Consider the following 12,636-nt stretch of genomic DNA (forward strand, 5'->3'; position numbering starts at 1 on the left):
TCGGCTGTGACTGCCGCTATCGAGCGCCCACACTTATCGGTTGTTCGTTTGTTAAAGAACTCACGCGCCGGCTTTGCCGTTCGCGTCGCTGCGTTGTCAGCAGCAGAGAAACGAGATTATGCAGAACATTTCGCTTCTCGTCAACAGGTTGCCAGCACTTTTTTGCTGCGGCTCCAGCACCGCAGCACCTTCACCTTCCCCGCCAACCCCGCCGCCGTTCGGCTGCGAGGGGGCGAATATTAAGGGAGCGTGACAGCCATTGCAAGCGCTTTTTCGTGCGACCGTCGACGTGCCGTAAGTGGCCTCAAGCTGCCTCCTTGAGCCGCCGCCACAAGGTGGTCGGACTGATGCCCAACAGGTGGCACGCCGCGGCGCGATCCCCACCGCATTCGTCCAGCACACGGCGGATATGTTCCGCCTGGGATGAACGCGCCACTCCCGCAAGCGAATAGCTGCCTGATCGCGCACTCCCCACTGCCGGCGGCGCCGCCTCCATCCCTTCGCCACCGAACAGCTCGGGCACCGTCGCACGCAACTCGCGCAGCAGCGCTTCCTCGCCGAGCGCCCTCCCCGCCAACAACACGGCAATCCGCTCCACCACGTTCTCCAGCTCGCGGATGTTCCCCGGCCAGCCATACGCCGTCAGCCGGCTGCGCGCCGCTTCCGGCAGGCTGTCCGGTCGAGGCAATCCGAGCCGTTGCTGCGCGCGGCGGTACAGCAACTCGGCCAGTTCCGGCAGGTCCGCCTTCCGTTCGCGCAGCGGCGGCATGGCGATCCGCAGGATATTCAGCCGGTAATAGAGATCCTGGCGAAACGCCCCGTCGCGTACGAGCGCGGCCAGATCCCGATGGGTGGCGGCGATCACGCGCACGTTGACCGGTACCGCGTCCACGCCGCCGATCGGCAGCACCTGCTTTTCCTGCAGCACGCGCAACAGCCTCGTCTGCAGGGCCGGCGGCATGTCGCCGACCTCATCCAGGAACAGGGTGCCGTTATGCGCGGACTCGAACAGCCCCGCCTTGCCGCCGCGTCGGGCGCCGGTGAATGCGCCCTCCTCGTAGCCGAACAGCTCGCTCTCGAGCAGCGCCTCGGGAAACGCCGCGCAATTGATCGCCACGAAGGGAAACGCGCGGCGCGGACTGGCATCGTGCATGCCCTGCGCCAGCACCTCCTTGCCGGTGCCGCTCTCGCCGCTGATCAGCACGGTGGAATCGACGGCCGCATAGCGCCGCGCCAGTTCGCGCAGCTGGCGCATTGCCGGCGATTCCCCCGCAAGATCGTCGAGCCGATAGCGAACCCCGGTCGTGCGCGCGCCGGCGCGCCGGCGCAGATGACGGTCGACCCGCTGGATCGCATTGGCATCCTGAATCGTCAACACCGCGCCCGCGGGACTGCCTTCCATCAGAATCGGAATCCGATTGACCACCACCATGCGGTCGCCCAGCTTGTGGATCGCCTCGAGTTCCTTGGCGCCGGTCCGCATCACGCTGTCGAGCGACAGATCGGGAGCCAGGCCCTGCAGCTTGCGGCCGACTGCATCGGCGGCTGGCGTGCCGAGGAAGCGCTCCATCGCCGGATTGAACGACTGGATCCGCCCGTCGGCATCGACGGCCGCGACGCCCTCGTTCAGATGCGCCAGGATCGTATTGACGTATTCGCGCCGGCTAGACTCGATGCGCCGCAGCCGCGCCGCCTCGATCGCGTCCTCGAGCGCGAGCTTGACCGACTGCCCCGAGTACAGGAACACCCCCGTCAGCCCGAGCCGATCCGCGAGTTCCGTCACGAGCCCGGGTCCGACCACGACCTCGATGCCCTCCTGCCGCAGCGCCTTGACGCGCACCGTGGCGTCGTCCTCGGTCAAATACGTATACGACGGAATCGGCAGGCCGAACTCCCTCGCAAACTCGTCGACTTCGGGATACGTGGCGGCGTGGGTCACCAGCGCGACCCGCGGCGAGATGCGCCGCGCGGTAGCGAGCGCGCTGAGCACGTCGAACCCCGTTACCTTGACCAGCGTGACCGGCACGTCCACATGCTGGCGCAGATAGGCGCCGTTCGAGCCGGCCGCGACCACCGCATCGAGCCGCCCTTCCCTGGCCTCCCGGGCGATCGCACTGGCGGCCGCCTCGTAGCCCTTGCCGACGAGCCGGAAGTCCGCCTGGGCGGCATAGGAAGGAATCAGATCGGCGAAGGCACGCGACAGCCGGCTGATGCCGACCGCCCAGATGCGAGGCCGGCCAGGAGGAATCGGGGTAGCGGGAGTCATGGATCGAAGGAAAATGGCGAACGCCGCAAGCCACGGCCAACGCGAAACAAGGCGGCGAACGCTGCAAACCGCAGTCAGCGGACGAACAAAACCGGCCACAATAGGACGTTGACGCCAGCACGTTACGCACCGCCGCCGCATTCTGCGCCCACCGGCGCTGCATTTCAACTCACGGAGATGGAATTCAAACTTGAAATGCAACTCAAGCGTCGGACACGCCACCTGAGGCGGCGAAAACACCCGCTAGCCCTTGCCCGGACTGGCCAAACCAAGCGGCCTCGCACACCGCCACGCCGTTGGCACGCCGCTTGCGCTCTGCCGGCATTCCGCTCACCCAGGACGCCATCATGACCCTGACCTCCCAAGACCTGGCCCGCTCGGCCGGCGCCCGTTTCCGCCAGGCCCTGGCCGACGAGCAGCCGCTGCAGGTCGTCGGCACCATCAACGCCAACCACGCCCTGCTGGCCAAGCGCGCCGGCTACCGCGCGATCTACCTGTCCGGCGGCGGCGTCGCGGCCGGCTCGCTGGGCCTGCCCGATCTCGGCATCTCGAACCTCGACGACGTGCTGACCGACATCCGCCGCATCACCGATGTCTGCGACGTGCCGCTGCTGGTCGACGTCGACACCGGCTTCGGCGCCTCGGCCTTCAACGTGGCGCGCACCACGCGCTCGCTGATCAAGTTCGGCGCCGCCGCAATGCACATCGAGGACCAGGTCGGCGCCAAGCGCTGCGGCCACCGGCCGAACAAGGAGATCGTCTCGCAGGACGAGATGGTCGACCGCATCAAGGCCGCGGTCGACGCGCGCACCGACGAGCATTTCGTCATCATGGCGCGCACCGACGCGCTGGCGGTCGAGGGCCTGGACAAGGCGATCGAACGCGCGGTGGCCTGCGTCGAGGCCGGCGCCGATGCGATCTTCCCGGAGGCGATGACCGACCTGTCGATGTACCGCAAGTTCGTCGACGCGGTGAAGGTGCCCGTGCTGGCCAACATCACCGAGTTCGGCGCCACGCCGCTGTTTACGCGCGACGAGCTGGCCGGCGCCGGCGTCGCGATGGTCCTCTACCCGCTGTCGGCGTTCCGCGCGATGAACAAGGCCGCCGAGAACGTCTACGCGGCGATCCGCCGCGACGGCACCCAGCAGAACGTGCTGGACACCATGCAGACGCGCGCCGAGCTCTACGAGAGCATCGGCTACCATGCATACGAACAGAAGCTGGATGCGCTGTTCGCGCAAGCCAAGGCCAAGTAATCAGAACAGAGCGAAGCAAGGAGACGACATGTCCGAAGCCACTCCGGCGCAAGCCACCCCGAAGCCCAAGAAATCCGTCGCGCTGTCCGGCGTCGTCGCCGGCAATACCGCGCTGTGTACGGTCGGCCGCAGCGGCAACGACCTGCACTATCGCGGCTACGACATCCTCGACGTTGCCGAGACCTGCGAATTCGAAGAGATCGCCTATCTGCTGGTGCACGGCAAGCTGCCGACCCAGGCCGAGCTGAACGGCTACAAGGCCAAGCTGCGCGCGCTGCGCGGCCTGCCCGCCAACGTCAAGGCCGCGCTGGAATGGGTTCCGGCCTCGGCCCATCCGATGGACGTGATGCGCACCGGCGTGTCGGTGCTCGGCACGGTGCTGCCCGAGAAGGAAGACCACAATCTGCCGGGCGCGCGCGACATCGCCGACCGCCTGATGGCCTCGCTCGGCTCGATGCTGCTGTACTGGTACCACTACAGCCATAACGGCCGGCGCATCGAGGTCGAGACCGACGACGATTCGATCGGCGGCCACTTCCTGCATCTGCTGCACGGCCGCAAGCCCAGCGAGCTGTGGGAACGCGCGATGCACACCTCGCTGAACCTGTACGCCGAGCACGAATTCAACGCGTCGACCTTCACCGGCCGCGTGATCGCCGGCACGGGCTCCGACATGTATTCGGCGATCTGCGGCGCGATCGGCGCGCTGCGCGGCCCCAAGCACGGCGGCGCCAACGAGGTCGCGTTCGAGATTCAGAAGCGCTACGACACGCCCGACGAGGCCCAGGCCGACATCACCCGCCGCGTCGAGAACAAGGAAGTCGTGATCGGCTTCGGCCATCCGGTCTACACGACCGGCGATCCGCGCAACCAGGTGATCAAGGAAGTCGCGCGCCGCCTGTCGAAGGACGCCGGCTCGATGAAGATGTTCGACATCGCCGAGCGCCTGGAGACCACGATGTGGGACATCAAGAAGATGTTCCCCAATCTCGACTGGTTCAGCGCCGTCAGTTACCACATGATGGGCGTGCCGACCGCGATGTTCACGCCGCTGTTCGTGATCGCGCGGACCTCCGGCTGGGCCGCGCACATCATCGAGCAACGCATCGACAACAAGATCATCCGCCCGAGCGCCAACTACATCGGCCCGGACAACCTGAAGTTCGTGCCGATCGAGAAGCGCCGCTGATGCGGCAGATCCGGGCGGGAGCGGCCGCGCCACGCGCTCCGCTTCCGCCCGCAGTCCGCATGTCCCCACGACACACCACGGCGCGCCGAGCACGACCCGTATTGATCCCCTCCCCATGAATACTGCCTACCGCAAACCGCTGCCCGGCACGGGCCTGGACTATTTCGACGCACGCGCCGCGGTCGATGCAATCCAGCCCGGCGCCTATGACAAGCTGCCCTACACCTCGCGCGTGCTCGCCGAAAACCTGGTGCGCCGCTGCGACCCGTCGCTGCTGAACGCGGCGCTGACCCAGCTGATCGAACGCAAGCGCGAGCTGGACTTCCCGTGGTTCCCTGCGCGCGTGGTCTGCCACGACATCCTCGGCCAGACCGCGCTGGTGGACCTCGCCGGCCTGCGCGATGCGATCGCCGACCAGGGCGGCGATCCGGCCCAGGTCAATCCGGTGGTGCCGGTCCAGCTGATCGTCGACCATTCGCTGGCGGTCGAGCACGGCGGTTTCGACAAGGATGCCTTCGCCAAGAACCGCGCGATCGAGGAGCGCCGCAACGAGGATCGCTTCCACTTCATCGAGTGGACCCGCAAGGCGTTCAAGAACGTCGACGTGATCCCGCCGGGCAACGGCATCATGCATCAGATCAATCTGGAGCGGATGTCGCCGGTGATCCATGCCGTCGACGGCGTCGCCTACCCCGACACGCTGGTCGGCACCGACAGCCATACGCCCCATGTCGACGCGCTGGGCGTGATCGCCATCGGCGTGGGCGGCCTCGAGGCCGAGAACGTGATGCTGGGCCGCGCGTCGTGGATGCGGCTGCCGGACATCGTCGGCGTCGAGCTGCGCGGCAAGCCGCAGTCGGGCATCACCGCGACCGACATCGTGCTGGCGCTGACCGAATTCCTGCGCAGCCAGCGCGTGGTGGGCGCCTATCTCGAATTCCGCGGCGAAGGCGCGGCCAGCCTGACGCTGGGCGATCGCGCGACCATCTCCAACATGGCCCCCGAATACGGCGCCACCGCGGCGATGTTCTTCATCGACGGCCAGACCATCGACTATCTGCGCCTGACCGGCCGCAGCGACGAGCAGGTGCGTCTGGTCGAGACCTACGCGAAGACGGCGGGCCTGTGGGCCGATACGCTGGAGGACGCCGAATACGAGCGCGTGCTCGAGTTCGACCTGTCGACCGTGGTCCGCAACATGGCCGGCCCGTCGAACCCGCACAAGCGCCTGCCGACCACCGCGCTGGCGGAACGGGGCATCGCCGGCCAATGGCAGGAAGTGCCGGGACAGATGCCGGACGGCGCCGTGATCATCGCCGCCATCACCAGCTGCACCAACACCAGCAATCCGCGCAACGTGATCGCCGCCGGCCTGCTGGCGCGCAACGCCAACGCGCGCGGCCTGACGCGCAAGCCCTGGGTCAAGTCCTCGCTCGCGCCGGGCTCCAAGGTCGTGCAGCTGTATCTGGAGGAAGCCGGACTGCTGCCCGAGCTCGAACGGCTGGGCTTCGGCATCGTCGCGTTCGCCTGCACCACCTGCAACGGCATGTCGGGCGCGCTCGATCCGGCGATCCAGCAGGAGATCGTCGAGCGCGACCTGTATGCGACCGCGGTGCTGTCGGGCAACCGCAATTTCGACGGCCGCATCCATCCCTACGCGAAGCAGGCCTTCCTGGCCTCGCCGCCGCTGGTGGTCGCCTACGCGATCGCCGGCACCATCCGCTTCGACATCGAGCGCGACGTGCTGGGCCACGACGCGAACGGCCAGCCGGTGACGCTGAAGGACATCTGGCCGAGCGACGAGGAGATCGATGCGATCGTCGCGCAAAGCGTCAAGCCCGAGCAGTTCCGCAAGGTCTACGAGCCGATGTTCGCGGTACAGGCGGCCAACGCCGAGACCATCAGCCCGCTGTACGACTGGCGGCCGCAGAGCACCTATATCCGCCGCCCGCCGTACTGGGAAGGCGCGCTGGCCGGGGAGCGCACGCTCAAGGGCCTGCGTCCGCTGGCGGTGCTCGGCGACAACATCACCACCGACCACCTGTCGCCGTCCAACGCGATCCTGCCCGACAGCGCCGCCGGCGAATACCTGGCGAAGATGGGCCTGCCCGAGGAAGACTTCAATTCGTACGCGACCCACCGCGGCGACCACCTGACCGCGCAGCGCGCGACCTTCGCCAACCCGACCTTGGTCAATGAAATGGCGGTGGTCGACGGCAAGGTCAGGAAGGGTTCGCTGGCGCGCATCGAGCCGGAGGGCAAGGTCGTGCGCATGTGGGAAGCGATCGAGACCTACATGGAGCGCAAGCAGCCGCTGATCATCATCGCCGGCGCCGACTACGGCCAGGGCTCGTCGCGCGACTGGGCAGCCAAGGGCGTGCGGCTGGCCGGCGTGGAGGCGATCGTCGCCGAAGGCTTCGAGCGGATCCACCGCACCAATCTGATCGGCATGGGCGTGCTACCGCTGGAGTTCAAGCCGGGCACCAACCGCCTGACGCTGCAGATCGACGGCACCGAGACCTTCGACGTAATCGGCGAGCGCAAGCCGCGCGCGGACCTGACGCTGGTGATCCACCGCAGGAACGGCGAGCGCGTCGAGACCGCGGTGACCTGCCGGCTCGATACCGCCGAGGAAGTGTCGATCTACGAAGCCGGCGGCGTGCTGCAGCGCTTCGCGCAGGACTTCCTCGATTCGACCAAGGCGGCGCGGGCGGCCTCGGCCGCATCGGCCGCATGAACCGGGCGCGGCGCTCCACCCTGAATCAGCACGAGGCATCCATGGTTTCCCTTCCCCAGATCCGCATCCCCGCCACCTATATGCGTGGCGGCACCAGCAAGGGCGTGTTCTTCCGCCTGCAGGACCTGCCCGAGGCGGCGCAGTCGCCGGGCCCCGCCCGCGATGCGCTGCTGATGCGCGTGATCGGCAGCCCCGACCCGTACGGCAAGCAGATCGACGGCATGGGCGCGGCGACGTCGAGCACCAGCAAGACGGTGATCGTGTCGCGCAGCAGCCGGCCGGGCCACGACGTCGACTACCTGTTCGGCCAGGTCGCGATCGACCAGCCCTTCGTCGACTGGAGCGGCAACTGCGGCAACCTGTCCGCCGCGGTGGGCCCGTTCGCGATCTCCGCCGGGCTGATCGATCCGGCGCGCATCCCGCGCGAGGGCGTCGCCACCGTGCGCATCTGGCAGGCCAATATCGGCAAGACGATCGTCTCGCATGTGCCGATCGTCGACGGCATGGTCAAGGAGACCGGCGACTTCGAGCTGGACGGCGTGACCTTCCCCGCCGCCGAGATCATGCTCGAGTTCATGGACCCGGCGGCCGAGGAGGAAGGCGGCGGCGGCGCGATGTTCCCGACCGGCAACCTGGTCGACGACCTCGAAGTGCCCGGCGTCGGCACGCTGCAGGCGACGATGATCAATGCCGGCATTCCGACCATCTTCGTCAACGCCGACGTGATCGGCTACACCGGCACCGAGCTGCAGGAGGCGATCAATGGCGATCCCAAGGCGCTGGCGATGTTCGAGACCATCCGCGCCTACGGGGCCGTGCGCATGGGCCTGATCCAGAACGTGGACGAGGCCGCGCGGCGCCAGCACACGCCCAAGGTGGCCTTCGTCGCCCCGCCGGCCAGCTATACCGCGTCGAGCGGCAAGCCGGTGCGGGCGGAAGACATCGACCTGCTGGTGCGCGCGCTGTCGATGGGCAAGCTGCACCACGCGATGATGGGCACGGCGGCGGTGGCGATCGGCACCGCGGCGGCCATTCCCGGCACCCTGGTCAATCTCGCCGCCGGCGGCGGCAATCGCCAGGCCGTGCGCTTCGGCCATCCGTCCGGCACGCTGCGCGTCGGCGCCGAGGCGGAGCAGGTGGACGGCGAATGGGTAGTGAAGAAGGCCATCATGAGCCGCAGCGCCCGGATCCTGATGGAAGGCTGGGTGCGGGTGCCGGGCGACTGGAACCCGGTTGCCTGATGGCAGGGATGCCGGGCCGCTTGTCGGCCCGGCATGTCATGGCGGTGGGCGGGAAATCTCGCGGTTAATTGCGTTTCAATGCAATGTCCAACGGGACGACGGTCACCGCACAGCGGCGGACAGTCCCGTCTCGGCCCGTCTCGGCCCGTCTCGGCAGCGCCCGGGCCTCCTTGGCCCTCAACCAAACAACACGCTGTTCATCAGCGCCTTCGCCACCACGGTGCCGGCCTCCGGCCGTTCGGCATAGACCGTGATCTCCGTGGCGATCTGCCGCTGGCCGCGGCGCACCACCGTCGCCACGGCGCGCAGCGCGGCCGCCTCGGCCGGCGCCACATACTGGATCGACAGCGCGCTGGTCGCGCCGCCGCGCACCTTGTCCGGGTCCGCGCCGGACGCCGCCGCCGCCGCGCCGGCGATATCGATCAGCGTCGCAATCACGCCCCCGTGCACCGTCTTGCCGACCGTGACATTGCCGGGACTGAACGGCAGCACCAGCTCGACATGCTCGGGCGCCAGCACGTCGAGCGCGACGCCGAGCGTGCGGGCCACCGGCGAGCCGATCAGGATTTCCTCGACCATCGCGCGAATGCGGGGCGCGACCTCGGCATAGGTGCCGGTGGCGGAGAGTGGGGTCAGGGAAGACATCATGCGGGCTCCTGAAGTAGGCTGAAGGGTCTGTCGTGGTGAGTCCATGATGGCTGCCGGCGCGGCCGACGCTCAATTACCCGGCAGGTAATCCGATCGACGACGCGGCAGCCGACGCCGGTAGCCGACGCCGGTGGACAACGCCGGTGGACAACGCCGGTGGACGATGCAGTGGTCGACGCGCTGAGCGGAAATATTGCCGATCGGCGCCACACCGCGCTACGGCACCGCCCCACCCCGCCGCTTATAATGGCCGCCTTTGCCACACCCAGCCGCCATGCCGCAAACCCGCCCCGATTCCGCGCCAGACCCGCTCGCCCTGCCCGACTCCGCCGAGACCACCGACGACAGCCTGTTCGACCGTCCCGACAGCCCCTGCGTCGGCATCTGCTCGACGCTGTTCGACGAGGTCTGCCAGGGTTGCGGCCGCACCGCGATGGAGGTCAGCAACTGGGTCTTCATGAGCGACGCGGAAAAGCAGGCGGTGTGGGAACGCATCACGCGCGAAGCCACCGCGCGCCGTTTCCAGCGCGACTAGGGCTCCCCTCTGGCCGCTCTGGCCGCTCTGGCCGCTCTCGCCCCTCTCGCCCCTCTGGCCCCTCTGGCCCCTCTGGCCCCTCTGGCCCCTCTGGCCCCTCTGGCCCCTCTGATCCGGAGAGCCTTGATCCAGAGCGCCCTGATCAGCAGAGCGCCCTGATCAGCAGAGTCCACTGATCCGCAGAGCCCTGGTCCGACAAGCCCTCACCGGCTCGCCCCGCTCGTCCGGCCGCCATCGCGCGCCGCCGGCGTCAGCACCAGCGTCTCGAACGCCTTCGCCCCCGCCGGATGCCCGGCCCCCTGGATCGTCACGTACTCGCCGCGCGCCCATTGCTCGGTCCAGTCGCGATAGTGCGGCGACAACACGTTGCCTGATTGCCCCGTCGGCGTGATGAAGCGCGAGGCCGACAGATCGGCCAGGTCGTAGATCGCCCGCACGCTGGCGCCATGCACGTTCTCGAACGGCGCCTGTTCGTCGCCCAGGTTGTGGCGGCCGGCATTGACGGTATAGGTGTCGCCGCCGGTCGGCACCTTGACGTTGAAGAACCCGGCCAGCGACGGCACCTTGGCGAACGGCCGGTGTTCGGCGCGGGCGGCATGGGCCTGGCCCCAGCGCCAGCGCCGCGGATCGTCGCCGTAGCGCTGCTGCAGATCGGCGATGGCCCGTATCCACGCGGCGCCCATCGCGTCGTTGCAGTCCTCCGGAGCCGGCGTCTTGGGATCGTCGCACCAGAAGCGCCCCAGGCCGCGGGAGCTGCGCAGCACGTTCAGCATCGCCTGTTGCACATTGCGCTGCTCCCACATGCGTGCGAACACGCCATCGCCGACCTTGCCCTCGAACATGCCGCGCGACAGCTCGCGCAGCCAGGCGGTGGCGACCAGCGGCTCCGCGCGGTCCGCCGACATCGTGCCGTCCCAGCGCGCCAGCGCGGCGAACAGCTCGCGCTCGCGCGCCGGACGCGTTTCGTCGGCGGCAATCGACGCACCGAGCAGCAGCGGCAAGGCGTCCTTGACCGCCAGCGACAGCTCGTCCTTCTGGATCGCCGCGAACGTATCGAGCGTGTGCTGCCGCCGCGCGCCAAGCAAGGCCCGGATGCGGTCGTGCCGATACGGCACGGTCCATTCGCTGGTCAGGAAGTACGGATAGTCGTCCGGCACGATCTTCTGGTTCGCGGTCACCACCATGCCGCCGGGCGGATTGAAGCTGCGCGGCAGCCGTTCGAACGGAATGAAGCCGTTCCAATCGTAGCGCGCGTCCCAGCCGGGCGCCGGAGCCAGGCCCTTCAGATCGTTGGCGGCGTGGCGCAGCGGCACGCGGCCCGGCGCGATGAAGCCGATGTTGCCGTCGACATCGGCATAGACCGCGCTCTGCTGGGGCGTGTGGAAGTCGCGCAACGCCTCTGTGAAACTGGTCCAGTCGTGCGCGCGGTTCAGCTTCAGGCCGGCCTGCACGGTGCGGTCGTCCGGCCGCAGCGCGACCCATTGAAAGGCCACCACATACTGGGCGCCCAGCGGCGCGACGGCGGCCGCGAGCGGGTCGGCGACATCGGAGATCACCGGCCCGTGGCGGGTCGAGCGGACCCGGATCGTCACGTCGGGCAGGTCCTTGACCCGGATGGTCTCCTCGCGCACCGCGAAATCGGCCCAGCCGTTCGGCGTCTGGTACTGCTCGGGCCGGCCGGGACGAAGCCGCTCGATATAGAGGTCCTGCAGATCCGGCGCGGTATTGGTAAAGCCCCAGGCGATGCGCGGCGTATGGCCGATCACGACCACCGGCATGCCCGGCAAGGTGGCGCCGGTCACGTCCAGCCCCGGCGCGCGCAGCGTGGCGAAGTACCACAGCGCCGGCGCCTGCAGGCCCAGATGCAGATCGTTGGCCAGCAGCGGCTTGCCCGAGCGCGTATGGGCGCCCGATACGACCCAGTTGTTCGAGCCCATGCCTTCGACCAGCCCCCGCGGCGCCGCGGCCTCGACGCTGGCCATCGCCGTGGTCAGCGGGGCCAGCTGGCGGTACAGCGCGGGATAGTCGGTGGTGCGCAGCGGCTGCTCGCCCGGATACGGCGCCAGCAGCTCGTTGATGCGCGACAGCGGCAGCGTCTGCGCCAGCCGCATGCGCAGCACCTCGCGGCTCCAGTTGGCGCTCAGGTCCCAGGCCATCATGGTCTGCCAAGCCAGCGTATCGGCCGGCTCCCAGCGTTCGGGCACGGTGCGCAGGATCGCGAATTCGGGCGGCAACGGGCCCTGGTGGCTGTCGATGCCGGCATTGACGCCGTCGGCATAGGCCTGCAGCGCGGCGCGCGTCTCGGGCGTGCTGGCGGCGAAGGCGGCCTCGGCATTGCGGCGCACGCCGATGGTGCGCAGGAAGCGATCGGTCGGCAGCGCGCTCGGTCCGAGGATTTCGGCCAGCCGGCCGGAGGCGATGCGCTTGTTCATCTGCATCTGCCAGAGCCGGTCCTGCGCATGGACGAAGCCCAGCCCAAAATACGCATCGAGCGGATCGCCGGCCTCGATGCGCGGAATCGCATGGCGGTCGCGCACGATGGTGACGCGCCCGTGCAAACCCGCCAGCGCGACGGTGCCCGCCACCGTCGGCTGCGACGCCTGCCGATACCAGGCATAGCCGCCGATGGCCGCGGCCAGCGCCAGCCCCGCCAGGATCACCGTCAGCCATGCCAGCCGCTTGAGCCAATGCATCGCCTTCCCCTCCCCCGTCCAACCGTTCGTTGCGGTGTCGTGTCGTTGTCGATTATCGCCGACGTAAAAAT

At 68.5% G+C, this 12,636-nt stretch carries 9 protein-coding genes; 6 read left to right on the forward strand and 3 right to left on the reverse strand.

The annotated features are described in order from the left end of the window. The coding region (locus F1599_RS26080) for a hypothetical protein (RefSeq protein WP_223819396.1) at positions 1–243 on the forward strand (243 nt) is incomplete at its 5' end. Positions 244–304: 61 nt separating this feature from the next. Here F1599_RS26080 and prpR read toward each other — a convergent pair. Further along, positions 305–2,266: a propionate catabolism operon regulatory protein PrpR gene (gene prpR / locus F1599_RS00030; RefSeq protein WP_150081487.1), complete on the reverse strand. Its 1,962-nt coding sequence runs from the start codon at positions 2,264–2,266 to the stop codon at positions 305–307. A gap of 347 nt (positions 2,267–2,613) precedes the next feature. Between prpR and prpB the strand changes: the two genes are divergently transcribed. The 4 genes from prpB to prpF all read left to right on the forward strand — a co-directional run bounded on the left by prpB (position 2,614) and on the right by prpF (position 8,689). Continuing rightward, positions 2,614–3,522: a methylisocitrate lyase gene (gene prpB, locus F1599_RS00035; RefSeq protein ID WP_150081488.1), complete on the forward strand. Its 909-nt coding sequence runs from the start codon at positions 2,614–2,616 to the stop codon at positions 3,520–3,522. A 28-nt stretch (positions 3,523–3,550) separates the two neighbouring features. After that, complete coding sequence (gene prpC, locus F1599_RS00040; protein WP_150081489.1) at positions 3,551–4,711, forward strand: bifunctional 2-methylcitrate synthase/citrate synthase; 1,161 nt, start codon at positions 3,551–3,553, stop codon at positions 4,709–4,711. 115 nt (positions 4,712–4,826) lie between these two features. Beyond that, a complete protein-coding gene (gene acnD, locus F1599_RS00045; protein ID WP_150081490.1) occupies positions 4,827–7,448 on the forward strand; it encodes a Fe/S-dependent 2-methylisocitrate dehydratase AcnD in 2,622 nt (873 codons plus the stop codon). Positions 7,449–7,489: 41 nt separating this feature from the next. Continuing rightward, a complete protein-coding gene (gene prpF, locus F1599_RS00050) occupies positions 7,490–8,689 on the forward strand; it encodes a 2-methylaconitate cis-trans isomerase PrpF (protein WP_150081491.1) in 1,200 nt (399 codons plus the stop codon). A 177-nt stretch (positions 8,690–8,866) separates the two neighbouring features. On the opposite strand, the gene F1599_RS00055 is transcribed toward prpF, so the two are convergent. Continuing rightward, positions 8,867–9,337, reverse strand: coding sequence for a PaaI family thioesterase (locus tag F1599_RS00055; protein WP_150081492.1), 471 nt, complete (start codon positions 9,335–9,337; stop codon positions 8,867–8,869). A gap of 274 nt (positions 9,338–9,611) precedes the next feature. Here F1599_RS00055 and F1599_RS00060 point away from each other — a divergent pair, with 274 nt between their 5' ends. Continuing rightward, complete coding sequence (locus F1599_RS00060) at positions 9,612–9,872, forward strand: DUF1289 domain-containing protein (protein WP_150081493.1); 261 nt, start codon at positions 9,612–9,614, stop codon at positions 9,870–9,872. A 203-nt stretch (positions 9,873–10,075) separates the two neighbouring features. Here F1599_RS00060 and F1599_RS00070 read toward each other — a convergent pair whose 3' ends face one another. Continuing rightward, complete coding sequence (locus F1599_RS00070; protein ID WP_150081495.1) at positions 10,076–12,565, reverse strand: penicillin acylase family protein; 2,490 nt, start codon at positions 12,563–12,565, stop codon at positions 10,076–10,078. Between the last annotated feature and the right edge of the window lie 71 nt (positions 12,566–12,636).

Origin of the sequence: Cupriavidus cauae (assembly GCF_008632125.1) — a bacterium.
Classification (GTDB): Bacteria; Pseudomonadota; Gammaproteobacteria; order Burkholderiales; family Burkholderiaceae; genus Cupriavidus; species Cupriavidus cauae.